Source organism: Bradyrhizobium sp. SZCCHNS1022, from assembly GCF_032484835.1.
GTDB lineage: Bacteria > Pseudomonadota > Alphaproteobacteria > Rhizobiales > Xanthobacteraceae > Bradyrhizobium.
Window position 1 is genome coordinate 311,619 of the sequence record NZ_JAUETT010000003.1, and the last position, 16,814, is coordinate 328,432.

Below are 16,814 nucleotides of genomic sequence, written 5' to 3' on the forward strand. Positions count from 1 at the left end.
TTATTGCGCCTGTATTGGGTCCGTGAGGCTCCCGAAGATCGCTCCGCGTAAACGTTCTTCGCCGCCCCTTTATGCTCCAATCCAAGTCAAACCGGCAGCGGCAAGCAGCCGAATTACCCTAGCTAACGCTTATGCCAGTCTGGGATGTCCTCGGATTCCCGCTCCTCGCTGGCTCCGCGCAACCGCGATCCAGCGCTGCACGTCCAGCCAACGAAGTACGAGATGACGCAGCTTTCCAAGTAATAAGCCGGAATGCTATTCAGCCAAGAGTCGATCGAAAATGGGAAATCACCCGATCCCAGTAACATTCCTAGCCCGGCCCAAAACAAGGCCGCCGGGAAGACCGCGATGGTGGCCAAGAAGACGCTGGCCTTCAGACCGGAGAAGAAGGCCCAGCCGAAGAATACGGCAAAATGCAGCGTATAGATTGCGCAGGCGATGAGACCACCCTTATTAGATCGTACGGTCATCGTCGGCCCTCGGCTGCAATGAGTCCGTTTCGAGATATGTGATCAAGCTCTCGTCTAGGCGCGCCAATGGGCGCGCCGACCAGTCGTATCAGAATCTGCCAAGACACGTTGAGCCCCCAACCAAAGAGATACAGGATAATATAGCAAGGCACCATTCATCCAGGAATCGGCCGGGAACGGCGGATCATGAAGACCAAGGCCAGACCAAACAAATCCAAGGAAAACGCCGCCGTGCAGGACTGCAAGCCCAGCCAGCACAATGCTCGACTTGAGGCCCGCGAAACGCCCAAGAGTGCTAAACAGCAGATAATGCACCGTATAGAGGCCAGAGGCGACAAGACCTCTCTTATTCAGCCGCACGCTAAGCTCCCGCACCGGACCTGTTAAAGACAACCTGGAACAAAATAGGAGCATGAACAACTACAATCTTCGATTGACGGGAGCGACGATGACCGCCGCGTGTCGGCGCGGGGCCACTGCGTTCAGTCTACGTCGTCTGGCTCGCTGTCGCTCTCCCCCTGTTCAGGACAAACGATCACCCGTTCGATGCGATGGATCAGTTCGAGCGCCCCATCCTCACCGTTCTGCAGTGCCTGCGGCGGCTTGCCCCAGCCGCGATCGAGGAGTGCGGTTGCTGCCGAGACGCGTGCCGCATGGCTTGCGTCCTTCGATCTCATAACGCCGGCTAGGGCAAGGATTGCGGATCGGGTGTGGCTGCGCGCGAGAGAGCGAATGTCGGTAAGCGTCTTGGCCATATCTTTTCGATGTCAGATGGAGAAGGCGAGCGAGAGATGATCGTCGACGGGCTCACGGCAGCGCGTCGCAGACGGCCAGAAGGACGAGCCCAACCAGCGCGAGAGAGATCAAGTAAGCGGTCATTGAGCCTCACTCTTGCGGAAACAAAGATGCGGCAGACCGCGTCGAACGCGATCGTTTCGGGCGCGAACCCTATCCCCCTGGATCGAGGGACCGCGGCGGCGCCAGCCAGCATCGGCGCGCCGCAGGCCAGCCCGTTCGCGCGGACCGGCCAGTATTGCACGTCACGTCAAGACAGAGACTTGTACGTGGCGGGCTTGAGATTCGGACGACGATGCGCGCGAGCAGCAAAGATCTGTTCAGGCGTCCTGCTATGCGGGCCGCCGTCCGATTGGAAATGTTGGTCAACAAAAAGCCCGCAGCCGGTTTGCCGGTGCGGGCTCTGATCACCTGATCGATGATCGCGTCGATAATGCCATCATGCTGGTGATTTGCCCGACATGTCAAACTTTAACGAAATGCCGCCAATCGATGCAGCGCGCCAAAAACCAGTGCAACAATTTCTCGGCGCGACAAGCAAAAAGCCCGCGGCCGTTTCGCGGCGCGGGCTCTATAATGTTTTCGATGATGTCAAAATGCTCCTGATTTGCCCGACGAGTCAAGCGCCGTTTTCGACATCGCATTGTCCTTAGCCCGACGGGCACCATTAGCGACGAAGCCGGAAGGAGGCCTCGAGATGTATGCCGTTGCGGCCATTCTGGCCACTCTGTCCGCGTTGCTCTATGCAGCCGGCCAGCACCAGCTCGGCTCAGCCAGCTCCGATGTTTGCCAGTATGGCGGCCTGTTCTGTGACAAGCCGCACTACGTGTTCGCCGGCGCAGTGCTTGCTGCGGTGTGGGGCAAGTTCGTCAGCATGCGCTAGCGTCCATCGGGACCGCTCGCGCTCCTCCATTACAGTTCATGCATCCTGCTTCGAATGGCGCTGCAGGACCGCTTGGTTCCTTCAACGCCCGCGGCGCCATCAGGGAGAGGACGGCCTCGCGCGACGGCCCGCGAGCGCGTGGCGCAAGGCACGGGACAGATCATCGATCGAATATGGTTTTTGAATCAGCTCGAAACCATGCTCATTGTTTTGCGCGAGGACATGACTGTAGCCGCTATTGAGCACGACCGGAATGGTCGGAAGCCGCCGGCGAATCTCATTGCCTAGCGTAACACCGTCCATGCCGGGCATGACGATATCAGTCAGAACAACGTCAAAGCCGGTCGGATTCTCATCCAAGAGCCGGAGCGCCTCGGCCGCGTTCCTCGCGAGCACGGTGCGATAGCCGAGTTCCAGGAGCAGCTGCGTCGAGAATTCGCCCACGTCCAGATTGTCCTCGATCACCAGCACATTCCAACTCGTATCGACATCCTCAGCGTCCCGCGCGTTATCCTGGTGCGGCTCGATCGCCTTGATGCTCAACGGCAGATGGAGCGTGAGCGCCGTTCCGTGACCTACTTCGCTCTCGACATGAATCCAGCCACCGGACTGATGAACGAAGCCATAGACCTGCGATAGGCCGAGGCCGGTTCCACGACCCACATCCTTGGTCGTGAAGAAGGGCTCGAATATGCGGTCGATCTGGTCGGCCGGAATGCCGCATCCGGTGTCGCTGATCGTGATCCTGGCGAAGGCCCCCGTTGCCTGCTGGTCCGGTCCACGTTCTTGGTCGGCCCGGATCGTCAGTATGCCCTGCCCGCTCATCGCGTCGCGCGCATTGGCGACCAGATTGACGAGAGTGGTCTCGAACTGATTCATGTCGACATCGATCGGCAATGGCCGGTCTGCGACATTGAGCTCGAGTATCGCGGGCGACCCGAGCACGGTCCTCAGCATGTCGCCAATACCCTCCAGATGCGCGGCCGCATCGAACACCTGCCGCTCTACCGGCTTGCGGCGGGCGAAGGTCAGCAACTGGCCGGTGAGTTTAGCCGCACGATCCGCGGTGTCGGAGATAGCATCGATATAGCGCCTCATCCGCTCCGGCGGCAGGTCGCGTCGACGCAGGAGATCCGCCGACGACCTGATCACGGTGAGAAGGTTGTTGAAGTCATGGGCAACCCCGCCGGTAAGCTGCCCGATCGCTTCCATCTTCTGCGCCTGGCGGAACGCTTCCTCTGCCTTTCGCCGCTCGGTCAGCTCGACTGCTTCCGGGACGAGGACCAAGACATTGCCGCGCTCGTCGCGAACGGGGCGCATCTGAAAATCGAACCAGCGCCAACCACCGACCGGCAGGTTGACATGAAGATCGTGACGAATGGATTGACCTCCGGCAACCGTAGCTACTGCAGTGCGGATGATGTTCGACGCGTGCGGAGTGCCGGCAAACCACGGCGTCTCCCAGAACGGCATGCCCGCAATCTCGTCCAAGCATTTGCCGATCGCCGAGAGCGCGGTGGCATTGGCATCGCGCACGGTACCGTCGGTGGACAGGAGAATCTGGAACGTATAGCTGGTCTCGAAGATCGTCCGTAGCCGCGCCTCCTTCGCCTGCAGCTCCGCCGTGCGCTCGGCGACCTGGATTTCGAGCTGCTCATTCAGACCGCGCAGCGCTTTCTCCGCCTTGCCCCTCACGCGCGCGAGATCGATATTGGCGTGGACGCGGGCCAGCAACTCACGGGCGCTGAACGGCTTGCTGAGATAATCACTGGCGCCGGCGTCAAGCCCTTCGACTTTGGCCTCCTCGCCCGCGCGCGCCGACAACATGATCACGGGAACGTCGTGCAGCAGGCGGTCGCTTCGTAACGCCTTCAGCAAGCCGAAGCCATCGAGGCCTGGCATCATGACATCGGTCAACACCAGATCCGGACGCCGGCGCCTCGCCGCCTCCAGTGCCGCCCAGCCGTCAGCAACCGCTTCGACCTCGTAGGCTCCGCCAAGCAGCCGCCGAACGTAGCCGCGCATATCCGGATTGTCGTCGGCGAGCAGAATTCGATTCTGCTTCCGCTCAATCGGAAAGCCCAGCCCAAGATCATCCGAAGAGGACGGGTGAGGCGCTTCGAGGCGAGGATCACCTTCCAGCCATCCAAGAGCCTCGTCGATATAAGCCTGGGCGCGCATGTTGGCCGAATTTGGCGCGCTTGATTCCACCAGGCGGTCTGACGGCAAATGCGACGATCCGAATGGAATCGTTACCGTGAATATGGAGCCATGCTCGAGCTCACTTTCGGCCCGGATCGTGCCGCCGTGAAGCTTGACCAGTTCCTGGACCAAGGCGAGGCCGATGCCGCTCCCTTCGTATGACCGCCCGCGCGCTCCCTCAACCCGACGGAAGCGCTCGAACAGATGCGGCAGCTCGGCGCAAGGAATGCCCGTGCCGGTATCGCGAACCTTGATCTCGGCATGGCGCCGGTCCTCTGCGAGCCCGATCGCAACAACGATCTCGCCCTCGAAGGTAAACTTGAACGCGTTCGAGACCAGATTGAGGACGATCTTCTCCCACATGTTGCGGTCAACAAAGACCGGCTCCGGCAGAGGCGCGGCATCGATCCTTAGACGCAAGCCTGCCCGGTCCGTTGCGGAGCGGAAGTTTGAGGCAAGCTCCGCCGTGAATCCCGCCAGATCGACAGGCTCATAATTCGCCAACACCCGCCCCGCCTCGATCCGCGAGAAATCGAGCAGGGTATTGACCAGCTTCAACAGGCGAATGCCGTTGCGGTGAACCACTTCCAGAACCGCCCTTTCGTCCGCACCGAGCTCGGGCCGCTCGCGGGCCAGGATGTCCTCCAGCGGGCTCAGCATGAGCGTCAGCGGGGTTCGGAATTCGTGGCTGACATTGGAGAAGAACGCGGTCTTGGCGCGATCCAATTCGGCAAGAGCCTCCGAGCGGCGACGCTCCGCTTCATAGGCGCCGCCATTGCTGACAGCAGCAGCAATCTGACTGGCGACCAAACCGAGAAAACCGGCATAGGCTTCGTCATACGGCCGGAAAGGATTGAGACCGGCGATTACAAAGCCGCAAGGCGCAGCTTCGCCACTCGACAGGATCGGAAGCAGCACGGCTTGATCCGGCGGCTGACGCCAACCTCCGCTCGGAAAGTCCGAACCGAACCGCCGCGACAAGTCATGGACCGCCACGGGCGAAAGCTGCTGGAGCGCTTCCGCCACCGGCCACATCCCGCAGCCGGCTGTAGGCAACGTCGGTTCGACCGCAGGATGATCCTGATCGATGCCGCTGAGCGCTGCGAGACGAGCGACATCCCCGCTCGGCTCGATTATATAGATCATCGCAAATGGCAGATCACGGAGATCGTAGGTCAACGCCCGCGCGCTGCGCAGGCAGGCCTCATCGACACTGCGGGCTTCTGCCGCTGCACTCGCCAGTTCCCGCAGCAGCGACAACTGGCGCTCGCTGATCACGCGCTGGGTGTCATCGGTATTCGCACAAAAGATCCCTCCCGGAGATCCGTCGTCGTCAGGAATCGGACTGTAGGAAAACGTGTAGTAGGTCTCTTCCGGAAAGCCGTTGCGCTCCATGATCAGGAGCTGGGCCTCACTGTAGGTCCCCTCGTCGCCTCCGCTCGCCTTTGCCCGCAGCGGGCCAATGTCATCCCAGATCTCGCGCCAGACCATCGACGTCTGACGACCGAGTGCCCAAGGGTGCTTGCCGCTGATGATGGCCTTGTAGGGATCGTTGTAAAGATAGACCAGATCCTTGCCCCAGCCGATCCAGATCGGCTGTCGAGACGTGAGCATGATTCGCACTGCGGTCTTAAGACTCTGTGGCCACGTCTCCGGCGGTCCGATTGAGGTGTTCCCCCAATCGAACTCCAGCATCAGGCTCGCCAGTTCGCTTCCGCCCGAAAAAAGCCGCTCGCGTTCGGCAACGCGGCCCGTCTCGTTTTCCGTTTCCAGCTCTTGTCCTGGCAGTCGCGTAACCGGCAAGCAGGACCCCTGTGCTACATACTCCTCGTGAAGCGCAACGCCAAAGCGGCAACCACGGTTCCACGCATGGGAACAAATCGAGAGCGGCCGACTTGGCTCGATGACAGCAGCGGGGGTAACGAGCGGTGACCATCTTTCCGGCAGCGGAAGCGAGCAAACCGAAAACGTCGAGATGGAGTCTGCTGCGCCTGCTGGGGCCCGGCTTAGTGACCGGCGCTGCAGACGACGATCCGTCAGGCATCGCGACCTATTCACAAGCTGGCGCGCAGTTTGGCTACGGCTTGCTGTGGACCGTCTTCCTCACCACCCCCTTCATGATTGCGATCCAACTGGTCAGCGCCCGCATTGGCAGGGTCACCGGCAAAGGCCTTGCGGCAAATGTCATGGAGATCGCGCCGCGCTGGGCCGTCCTGGGACTTGTGTTTCTGCTGGTCGGCGCCAACACCTTCAACATCGCAGCCGACATCGCCGCAATGGCCGAGTCATTGTCGCTGGTGATCGGAGGATTGAATCACGAGCACGCGCTGATCTTCGCGGCGACGTCGACCCTGCTCCAAGTCTTCGTGCCGTATCGGCGCTACGCACCAATCCTGAAGTTTCTGACACTCACCCTCTTCGCATATGTCGCGACCGCGCTTATGGTCGACGTGCCCTGGAGCCAGGCACTGCTTGCCGCGATCTGGCCCCGGCCGTCGATCAATGCGGACTATTTCCTGATGGTCGTTGCCGTCCTCGGTACCACGATCAGCCCATACCTCTTCTTCTGGCAGGCCTCGCAAGAGGTCGAGGAGATGAACCAAGGCAAGATCGATCCGCCGCTTCGCCACCAACACCGGAAGGACCATCCCGAACTGCGACGAATCAGGGTGGACACCACGGTGGGTATGATTTTCTCCAATGCGATTGCCTTTTTCATCATCCTGACGACGGCAACCGTCCTGCACGCGCATGGGGTGACGAACATCAATTCCGCGACCGAGGCCGCCGAAGCCTTGCGTCCACTGGCCGGCGATTTCACCTTCCTGCTGTTCGCGCTCGGCATCGTCGGCACCGGCATGCTCGCGATTCCGGTTCTGGCGGGATCGGCCGCCTACGGCGTGGCAGAGGCCTTCGGCTGGCGCGCGAGTCTGGAAGCCAGGGCGCCGGAAGCGGTGGGCTTCTACGCCATCATTGCAGCTGCGACGGCGATCGGCTTCGGGCTTGGCTTCACCGGCATTGACGCGATTCACATGCTGGTCTGGAGCGCCGTCCTCAACGGAATCGTTGCCGTGCCGATCATGACAATGATGATGATGATCGTTTCCAATCGCGAGCTGATGGGACGTTTCCGAGCCCGCCGATGGCTGATCGGCCTCGGATGGGTCGGTACCGCGATCATGGCCCTCGCCGTGCTGGCCCTGCTCTGGTCCTTTACGTCGGGACAGTCTTAGCTCGCCCTCCCCCTCAATCGCGCCGCTCTCGGTCGCACTGCGCGCCGACGCAGCCGCACAATCACATTGATGCACTGCGGCAACGCTTTTGTGGTAACACGCAGGCTTCGTCGCCCTTCCTGCACCGCAATTGATTTCAGTCAACGCGGAGGCGCTCCGGGAGAACGACGGTCAAAAGAGAACGCTTGCGGAGAGAACCTTGACACAACCACAACGCATCAGCGCACATAGCATCTCAACCTATGTGCCGCGCGGACTTGCGCTGCTGCGCGATCCCCTGCTCAACAAGGGCACCGGCTTCACCGACCAGGAGCGCGATGCGCTAGGCTTGCGCGGCTTTCTTCCCGCTGGCGTGCTGTCGATGCAGGCCCAGGCCGAGCGAATCCTGGTCAATCTGCGCAGCCTGTCGAGCGATCTCGAGAAATACGTCGCGCTGAACGCGCTCCATGATCGTAACGAGGCGCTGTTCTTCCGTGTCGTCTGCGACCACATCGACGAGATTCAGCCGCTGATCTACACACCGACTGTGGGCCTGGCGTGCCAGAAATACGGGTTGATCTTCCAGCGCCCACGCGGCCTGTTCATCTCCGCAAAAGATCGCGGTCACATTGCCGAGATCCTCGGGAATTGGCCTTATCGCGCCAAGCTGATCGTCGTCACCGACGGAGAACGCATCCTCGGCCTCGGTGATCTCGGCGCCAACGGCATGGGCATTCCTGTCGGCAAATTGTCGCTCTATTCGGCCTGCGCCGGCATCCATCCGGAGCTCTGCCTTCCCGTGATGCTCGACGTCGGCACCAACAACGAAGAGCTGCTGAACGACCCCTACTACATCGGCCTGCGCCAGAAGCGCGTGACCGGTCCGGCCTACGACGAGTTGGTCGAGGAATTCATGACCGCGGCGCGCGCAGCTTTCCCGGGCGTGCTGATCCAGTTCGAGGACTTTGCCAACCACTCTGCGTTCAAACTACTGCACAAATATCGCGACGACGCCTGCGTCTTCAACGACGACATTCAAGGCACTGCGGCGGTTGCGCTGGCCGGCCTGTTCTCTGCGTTGCGTATCAGCGGTGGCAAGCTAAGCGACCAGCGCGTCCTGTTTCTGGGTGCCGGTGAAGCCGCGACCGGCATCGCCGATCTCGTGGTTTCCGCCATGAGAGCCGAAGGCCTGTCCGAAGCGGATGCGTTGCGACGCAACTGGCTGGTGGATTCCCGAGGTCTCGTGGTGAAGGGCCGTGAGAATCTCGGTGGGCATAAGTTGCGCTATGCACATGATCATGCGCCGATCACGGATTTCCTGGCTGCAATCAGGGAGCTCAAGCCGACCGCGATCGTCGGGGTCGCGGCGGTCGGCGGCGCCTTCACGCCTGAGGTGTTGCAGACCATGGCCGAGTTGAACGAGCGCCCCATCATATTTGCGCTTTCCAACCCGACCTCGAAAGCCGAATGCTCCGCCGAAACGGCCTATCGGCACACCGGTGGTCGTGCCCTGTTCGCTTGCGGCAGTCCGTATGAGCCAGTCAAGCTCGACGGCCAGACCTTCGTGCCGCGGCAGGGCAATAACTCCTACATCTTCCCCGGCGTCGGCCTTGGCGTGATCGCGAGTGGCGCAAGGCTTGTTACCGACGAGATGTTCATGGCCGCCGCTCACACCCTGGCCAACTGCGTCACGGGCGCCGACCTTGCGCAGGGCAGTCTGTACCCAGCCTTGCCGCGAATTCGCGAGGTCTCCGCGCATATTGCCGCCGCGGTCGTGAACGTGGCCTATCAGAGCAGCCTTGCGCAGGGCCAAGCGCCGAATGATTTGCTCGGATTTGTCGAGTCGCAGATGTACGATCCGCGCTACTGAGCGGGGGATCGGCCCACGGTCAGAATAGTCCGGGCGCAACAGCGCTCGGACTATTCCATTCAGATTGCGACCTGACGGCCGATCTCCACGACGCAGTCGTGAGGCAGGCTGAAGAAGTCGCTGACATGGACCGCATTGCGCTCCATCACCGCGAAGAGCCGCTCCTGCCAGGCGGGCAGGCCCATGCCGTCCTCCCGCCCGATCACCGTTTCATGTCCCACATAATAGGTCACATCGCCTAGATCGACGGTGCACCCGAGCATCTTGCTGGCGACGACCAGTTCGGGAATATGGGGGCGCTCCATGAAGCCGAAACGGGCTTCGGCTCGCCAGAAATTCGGCGCGATTTCAGTGACCGTCAATCGCCGGCTCGATGCGACCCAGGGCACGGACAGGATTTCCACCCGCAGCACGAACAAATGCTCATGCAGCGCGCGGTTGTGTCTGACGTGCCAGAGCATGACGGGCGGCGTGTCTCTCTCGGTCCGCGTCAGAAACACAGCTGTACCTGGAACACGCGGAATTCGCTTTTGCTCGATGTCGGCCATGAATTGCGCGACCGGAATCAGCGCCTCGTGCATGCGCGCCGATACCGCGGCGGCGCCGCGATGCCATATCCACATGATGCCGTAGACGGCAGTCGCAAGCAGCAAGGGTATATATCCGCCTTCCGCGATCTTGGTGAGATTGGCGAGGAAGAATGCGCTGTCGATGGCAAGAAACGCGCCGGCAACCGAACCCGCGGCGAGCAAGCTCCAATGCCAGATCTCCCGCATCGCGATGAACAGCAATGCCGAGGTCATCAGCATGGTCAGCGACACGGCGATGCCGTAGGCTGAAGCCAGGTTGTCGGACTTGCGGAACGTGAGCGTCAGCCCGATCGTCACGATCATGAGGAGCCAATTGACGACCCCGACATAGATCTGGCCGTAACCTTCGGACGAGGTCTGCTTGATCCAGAGCCGCGGCATCCAGCCAAGCTGGATCGCCTGCCGCGTCATCGAGAATGCGCCGGTGATGATCGATTGGCTGGCAATGATGGTCGCCACCGTGGCCAGTGCGACGAGCGGCAGCAACAGGGCACCTGGACAGAGCCGATAGAAGATATTGCCATCCATCGGCGTTCCGTCGAGCACCAGCGCAGCCTGCCCCGCATAGTTCAGGATGAGGCTTGGAAAAACGATTGCAAACCAAGCCAGCTTGATCGGGCCCGCACCGAAATGCCCCATATCGGCATAGAGGGCCTCGGCTCCGGTGACGCACAGGAACACGGCGCCTAGCACGAGGAAGCCTGTGGCTCCGCTCGAGAACAGGTAGGAAAGGCCGTAAAGCGGATTGACCGCGGCGAGAACGCCGGGATGCTTCACGATGCCGGCTGCTCCCATGAGCGCAATGGTCGCAAACCAGACCAGCATGACCGGCCCGAAGAACCGACCGATGCTCGCCGTCCCGCGCGACTGGATCGCGAACAGACCAAGCAAGATGACGACCGCTGCCGGCACGATATAGGGCTGCAGCGCGGGCGTCGCCATCTCCACGCCTTCCAGTGCTGAGAGCACCGAGATCGCCGGAGTGATGGCGCCATCACCGTAGATGAGTGCTGCGCCGAACAGGCCGACCGCCACGATGGTGGGGCGACGTTGCCGCTTCACCCCCAGCAAAGCCATCAGGGCCAGGATGCCGCCCTCGCCGTCGTTGTCGACGCGCATCGCGAACATCACATATTTCACCGTCGTGATGACAAACAGCGTCCAGAACACCAGGGACAAGGCGCCCAGCACCGCACCCCGGTCGACAGCATGGCCGGCCGTGCCAAGAATGGTCTTGAACGTATAGAGCGGACTGGTCCCGATGTCGCCGAATACGACACCCAGCGCGGACAGCGCCATCAGACTGAGCCGCCCCTGTGGGGCCTGACGACCCGTGCGATCTGGAGTTTCTGACTGGTTTTCGCTCACTGCCGATCCGAAGCTGATGTGCCGCACTGTGTGGTCGCGTGGGCTTCATATCGCGGGATTGTATCGGGCGCGATACGTCGGCGCAGGAAGTTTGAGCATAACACTCAAACGACGCCCAGTTCTGCCGGACGTACGCCGGGGAAAATTCGCGCCACGGCAGCGGTGTCGAGGCCATAGATGCGCTGGAACAGGTTCGCGAACATAGCGCGATAATCGGTCAAGACCGGCAAATCGCGATTCTGGAACAGGGCTGCCTGCTCCACCTTGACCTGCTCGCCAACAATGCGACCACCATTGATGCCGCCGCCCAGGACCCAATAGACAGAGCCGTGACCATGGTCGGTGCCTCGGTCCCCATTCTCACGGAAGGTGCGCCCGAACTCGGAAATGACGATGACAACCGTATCACGCCATCCGCCCGAGCCGATTTCTTCAGAAAATCCGGCAAGCCCACGGCCGAGTTCGCCGATCCGATCAGCGAGGTAGCCGGTTGCCGCGCCTTGATTGACATGGGTGTCCCAACCGCCCACGTCGACAAAACCGAGATTGTACTGCTCGCGCATCAAACGGCCGATCCTGCGCGCCGACAGCTCGAAACCACGCGGCGATACTGCGCCGCGATTGGCGGCCGCCATTTCCTCGGAGATGGAGCGGTAGACGTCGTCGCGCACCTTGAAGCCCTCGGCGACGGAGGCCGCAAGATCGGTGTGGAGATACATCTCCCTGATCAATTGCGCCTGGCGATCGTCGACGCCGGGCTTGCCGACGCTGTTCAGCGCGATGTTGGGCACTTGGCCCTGACCGCGGAAAATCAGCGGCAACTGCTCGGTGAAGGATATCGGCCGGGCGCGTGTCAGCTCAGTCGCCAGCCGGCTCATGAAGCCAGAGCGATAATCGCGTGACCCGCCTGCCGATTGACCAAGCTCGATGGTGTCCTGGGTCTCGAAATGGCTTCTGGTCAGATCGTCGCTCGATCCCGCGAACGGAACGAAAGCGATCTCCCGCTTGGCCCACATCGGATGGATGCTCTCTCGCAAGGAGGGATGCAGCCCCCACTCGGAGGACAGCGAGAGTGCCGCATTCGGATTTCCTACGTCCGGCTTTGCGATGTTCAGCGTCGGACGCGAACCGTAATAGAAATCGCTCGAGATCGGAACGACGACATTGGCGGCGTCATAGGCGCCGCGAAGGAAGACGACCAGCAGCCGTGTTTGGCTGGCCGGCGCCGCCCAAACGCGTCCGGCAACCGTGAGGGGTGCCATTGCGGCAAAGCTCTTGATCAGCTCACGACGGTTCATCACGGTCTCCCGCACGATCAATTCAGCGCATGAACTCAGGCGACGACAGAAACAGCGTGTTCCAGTCTTGCGGCGAAATCGCCTGATTCAAAGCCGCTTGAGTCGTCGGTGTAAGCGTCTGCTTCAGGCCCTCGAAATAGAGCGCGTTCTGCAATTGTGGAAAAGCAGGCCGCTCGACAGCATTCGGACCGTCCGGCTTGAACAGCCCAGCCGATCCCGAGCCGATCTGCCGCGCGATCTCGAACCGAACCATCATCTGTCCAGGCCCGTTCCATGACGTCGAGGTGAGCGCATAACCGTCGGGTGTTTCGTGATTGAACAGGCCTTCGCCCAGGCGATTCAGCCAAGCTTGGATTGGCGCGGTGTTGAGCACGACCTTGTCGTCATAAGCGAGCCTCACCGCCGACAAGACATATTCTACGGAGTCCTTGAAGTGCGCGCCGGATTTCAGTGACGCTGCAAATTCCGGCGAATGGACCATGGTGCCGAGAACGGCGGCGATATCCCCGTCGCTCGTCCTGAACGCCTGCGCCATCTTCTGCACCAGCGCTTCGGGCGGGCTGTCCGCGACGAAATAGGTCGCGAGCTGGCGCGACAGATGTGTGGCCGTGGCGGGATGATGCACCAGGATATCCAGCGCCTCGTCGACCTCCGCAAGACCCCGCCCTTTGATCTGATGACCAAGAAAGATCTTGTCGCTGTAATCATGCCGCCCGGGATTGAATTCGAAAGCGCCCTCCCGCACCAGCTGCGGCTGCAACTCAGGCTTCAGCTTCGGATCTTCGGGCTTCAGATCAATGCCGACGCCGGTCAAGATCTTTGCCAGCGCCTCGACATCCGCCTGCGTGTAGCCGGAGCCGACGCCCATCGTATGCAGCTCCATCAGCTCACGCGCGTAGTTCTCGTTGAGATGCCCTGCGGCATTCTCGGCGTTATCGAGATATCGCAGCATTGCGGGGTGATGGAGCGTCGCGGCGAGCAGGTCCCGAAACTTGCCGAGGGCATAGGGACGAATGGCATGATCCTGGTAGTCGCCGAGCAGGACTCTGATGTTGCCCTTGTATTGATGCACGTTGAAATGGTTGAACCAGAACCACGTCATCCGCTCGCGCAACTGGTCGGGCGCATAGAGCGCGCGCAGGATGGTCCGGGCCGCCGCCTGTTTCGCGCGGTCGTTCATCGCCTGCTGATAAACCTGTTGCGCGGCCTTCTTCTGCTCGGGGTCAGCGACCTGGTTGGCGCTCTTCGCTTGCTGTTCGAACGCCACCGCAATGTCGAACGGAAATTTGTGCACGTCCGGCATCGCTTCGATCTGAGCCTTCACGTCCGATGGCAGAGCCGGCTCTGCCGCCGGATGCAGTTGCTCCTGCAACCAATGCTCGGTCCCGACGGCGTGAAGCTGCTCGGCGCCGGAAGCATTCGCGCCCCATGTCAGGCGATCGAGCAAAGCGAGATCGAAAGCCGAAATGTCCCCGGCCTGCGCCGATAGGCCTGCGCTCGACAAGCCGCACAGCGCAAGAGCCGCGGACACAACCATCGGTCGCCATACCCTTGCCCGGACGGTCTTGGATGACGTGCCGCTTGGCCGCATTCTCACCCCCAATCGCAATTCGATCCAATTTTGGACAGAACCGTCTGAATATCGTCTGAATGCAGCATGCAGAGTCCGACTTCTCCGGTCACGAGATTTGGAGAAAGTTCGGCCTGCAGCTTGCTTCGCGTATGATGGAATCAGGCCATGGCCTTGGCGCTTGGGGGCGAGCGTGAGACCGATTTATCCGAGACCTTCGAAATCATTCATCCAGATGAATTTCACGCCATTTCTGGCGGGGTTTCTTCTCCTCGGCATCACCGATGCGCGGGCCGACGCATGCCCGACAACTGCCGACGAGCTCACAACCGACCGCCCGGATGTGACGAATTCCAGCATCGTGGTGCCGACCGGCAGCTTCCAAAGCGAGAACGGCGTGAACATGACCTCCGGGGATGGCGGTCGCACCCTTGACGGCACGAACACCCGCTGGCGGTTTGGCCTAGCGCACTGCCTCGAGGTGTTCGTGGACCTTCCGACCTATGTCGGCAAAGTCCGCGGATCTGCAGCCTCGGGCTTCACCGATGTCGCGCCGGGCCTCAAATGGCAGGTGAGCCCGGTACCGGGAAAGGTCGATCTCTCATTCGTGGTTGGCGCCGGACTTCCGACCGGAACTGCCGAGATCGCCGGCCGCGGCACGCAGCCTTACCTGCAGATGCCCTGGTCGGTTGAGCTGCGTGACGGCTGGGGTATCAGCGGCATGTTCACCGAGTTCTTCCGCCCTTCCGAGACCGATATCAAACGCGTCACCGAGGCCACCTTCGTGCTGGAGAAGAAGCTGAACGAGAGGCTCAGTCTCTTCACCGAATATGTCGGCGACTACCCTGAGCACGCGGGCCCCGTTCAGCTGATCAATTCCGGCGGGCTCTATCATCTCAGTCCGGCCGAGCAGATCGACTTTCACGTTGCGTTTGGCCTCAATCACAACTCTCCGACTTATATCGTCGGGATCGGCTATTCGTTCCGGATCGATGGATTGTTCGGAGGCGCACGCGATCTGCGCCGCGCAAGCCTGGAGTACAACCTTCGTTGACCCGCGATCGCCAAGAGCTCAGTGGTCGGGGACGATCGCATTGCTCGGGGTCGGTCTGTCCGTGATCTGCTGGCCGAACAAACTGCCGATCAGCTCGACGGCGATGCGAGCCGTCTTGCCGCGCTCGTCAAGGAACGGGTTGAGCTCGACGATATCGAGCGATCGCACCAGGCCCGAGTCGTGGAGCATCTCCATGACCAGATGCGCTTCGCGATAGGTCACCCCGCCGGGCACCGTGGTTCCGACCCCAGGCGCCAGCTCCGGATCGAGAAAGTCGACGTCGAAGCTGACGTGCAGGACGCCGTTGCGCGCGCGAACTCTTTCGATGATCCCCCTCATCAAGACGCCGACGCCGAACTCGTCGATCGCCCGCATATCGGCGATGCTGATATTGCGGGAACGCAGCAGCTCCTTCTCCAGCCTGTCGATCGAGCGTGTGCCGAACAGTTCCAGCCGCTCGGGCGCAAGACATGCGCGCGGCGTGTCGCCCAGCAAACCGTCCAGGCCGGGCTCGCCACAGAGAAAAGCGGCCGACATGCCATGCATGTTGGCCGTGATCGTCGTCGCCGGCGTATTGTAGTCGGCATGGGCATCCAGCCAAAGGACGCACAACTCGCGCCCTACCTCCTGCCAATGGCGCGCAACGCCGGCTACGGATCCCATCGACAGCGAATGATCACCGCCAAGGAACACGGGGACCGCACCGGTTTGCGCAAGCTCATAACCGCGGTGCGCCAGGAGGCGCGACCAACGCTGGATCTCGCGATAGTGCTTGGCATTGGGCGGCGGTGGATCGCTGCCGTCAACCAGATCGGCGATGGCGACGTCGCCATAGTCGGTCACATGGAGGTCCAGGCTCTCGAGCAGCGGCACCAAGCCGGCCGTGCGCAGCGCGGCCGGCCCCATCAAGGTGCCGCGAACTGAGGCACCGAGATCGATCGGCGCCCCAAGGACGGCGATGCGATTGGGGAGTGCCGTGTTGCTTGCATTGGTCACCGCGCAATCCTCCGTCCAGTTCGATGAGGATACCAACGCTCATCAAGATTCGTTGGCCCTGCTCGCCCGATAATCACGGATTTCTCCCTGCCTCGAGTTTTGCTGGAACCAAAATCATCAACGGGCATTTTCTCGCCATGGTCGTCGCTGCGGTTGATCCGAGCGGCTGACGTATGGCCGAAGGCGACGGCCTCAGGAGCCGCCCCAAGAGGCAGATGAAAGCATATATCACGTGAGTACCGAACCATTCGAACCCAATCCACAACCGGGCGTGGCCGAACGCGCGCTGGATACCGCGACCGATATGTCCCGCTCGCTGGACGAAATGATCGGAACGTTGCGGGCAGCCGTCGATCGCCTCAATCAGACGATGACAGAGGCACGACGGCCCGGGACGGCGCTGTCGGCGATCAGCACCATCACGCGCGAAGCTCCGCTGGCAAGCCTGTTCGTCGCCTTTCTGTTCGGCATCGCCGTGGCGCGACGCCGTTGATCCCAGGCGGACG

Annotated in this window: 12 protein-coding genes; 5 read left to right on the forward strand and 7 right to left on the reverse strand. The window is 61.4% G+C overall.

The window, feature by feature from the left end:
* Positions 1–122: 122 nt before the first annotated feature.
* Together QX071_RS20915 and QX071_RS20920 are read right to left on the reverse strand one after the other, a co-directional pair.
* Complete coding sequence (locus QX071_RS20915; protein WP_315704568.1) at positions 123–470, reverse strand: hypothetical protein; 348 nt, start codon at positions 468–470, stop codon at positions 123–125.
* Positions 471–952: 482 nt separating this feature from the next.
* Positions 953–1,225, reverse strand: coding sequence for a hypothetical protein (locus QX071_RS20920; RefSeq protein WP_315704569.1), 273 nt, complete (start codon positions 1,223–1,225; stop codon positions 953–955).
* Positions 1,226–1,962: 737 nt separating this feature from the next.
* On the opposite strand from QX071_RS20920, the gene QX071_RS20925 reads away from it, so the two are divergent.
* Entirely contained in the window at positions 1,963–2,148 is a 186-nt protein-coding gene (locus tag QX071_RS20925; RefSeq protein WP_315704570.1) for a hypothetical protein, read from the forward strand.
* Between the two features lie 99 nt (positions 2,149–2,247).
* Here QX071_RS20925 and QX071_RS20930 read toward each other — a convergent pair whose 3' ends face one another.
* On the reverse strand, positions 2,248–6,045 hold the full coding sequence (locus QX071_RS20930; RefSeq protein ID WP_315704571.1) for an ATP-binding protein: 3,798 nt from the start codon (positions 6,043–6,045) through the stop codon (positions 2,248–2,250).
* A 233-nt stretch (positions 6,046–6,278) separates the two neighbouring features.
* On the opposite strand from QX071_RS20930, the gene QX071_RS20935 reads away from it, so the two are divergent.
* Both QX071_RS20935 and QX071_RS20940 read left to right on the forward strand, forming a co-directional pair.
* The gene (locus tag QX071_RS20935; RefSeq protein WP_315727695.1) at positions 6,279–7,583 is read left to right on the forward strand and encodes a divalent metal cation transporter; all 1,305 of its coding nucleotides are present in this window, start codon (positions 6,279–6,281) and stop codon (positions 7,581–7,583) included.
* 199 nt (positions 7,584–7,782) lie between these two features.
* Positions 7,783–9,432 (forward strand): NAD-dependent malic enzyme, encoded by a 1,650-nt coding sequence (locus tag QX071_RS20940; RefSeq protein ID WP_409997622.1) that lies wholly within the window; start codon positions 7,783–7,785, stop codon positions 9,430–9,432.
* A 59-nt stretch (positions 9,433–9,491) separates the two neighbouring features.
* On the opposite strand, the gene QX071_RS20945 is transcribed toward QX071_RS20940, so the two are convergent.
* From QX071_RS20945 to QX071_RS20955, 3 genes are all read right to left on the reverse strand, one after another.
* Positions 9,492–11,321: a potassium transporter Kup gene (locus tag QX071_RS20945; protein WP_315704573.1), complete on the reverse strand. Its 1,830-nt coding sequence runs from the start codon at positions 11,319–11,321 to the stop codon at positions 9,492–9,494.
* Positions 11,322–11,494: 173 nt separating this feature from the next.
* On the reverse strand, positions 11,495–12,688 hold the full coding sequence (locus QX071_RS20950) for a DUF1501 domain-containing protein (RefSeq protein ID WP_315704574.1): 1,194 nt from the start codon (positions 12,686–12,688) through the stop codon (positions 11,495–11,497).
* A gap of 22 nt (positions 12,689–12,710) precedes the next feature.
* Positions 12,711–14,225: a DUF1800 domain-containing protein gene (locus tag QX071_RS20955; RefSeq protein ID WP_315704575.1), complete on the reverse strand. Its 1,515-nt coding sequence runs from the start codon at positions 14,223–14,225 to the stop codon at positions 12,711–12,713.
* Between the two features lie 268 nt (positions 14,226–14,493).
* On the opposite strand from QX071_RS20955, the gene QX071_RS20960 reads away from it, so the two are divergent.
* On the forward strand, positions 14,494–15,312 hold the full coding sequence (locus tag QX071_RS20960) for a transporter (RefSeq protein ID WP_315704576.1): 819 nt from the start codon (positions 14,494–14,496) through the stop codon (positions 15,310–15,312).
* Positions 15,313–15,330: 18 nt separating this feature from the next.
* Here QX071_RS20960 and rocF read toward each other — a convergent pair whose 3' ends face one another.
* Positions 15,331–16,308 (reverse strand): arginase, encoded by a 978-nt coding sequence (rocF, locus tag QX071_RS20965; RefSeq protein WP_315704577.1) that lies wholly within the window; start codon positions 16,306–16,308, stop codon positions 15,331–15,333.
* Positions 16,309–16,540: 232 nt separating this feature from the next.
* On the opposite strand from rocF, the gene QX071_RS20970 reads away from it, so the two are divergent.
* Positions 16,541–16,801: a hypothetical protein gene (locus QX071_RS20970; protein ID WP_315704578.1), complete on the forward strand. Its 261-nt coding sequence runs from the start codon at positions 16,541–16,543 to the stop codon at positions 16,799–16,801.
* The last annotated feature ends 13 nt before the right edge of the window (positions 16,802–16,814 follow it).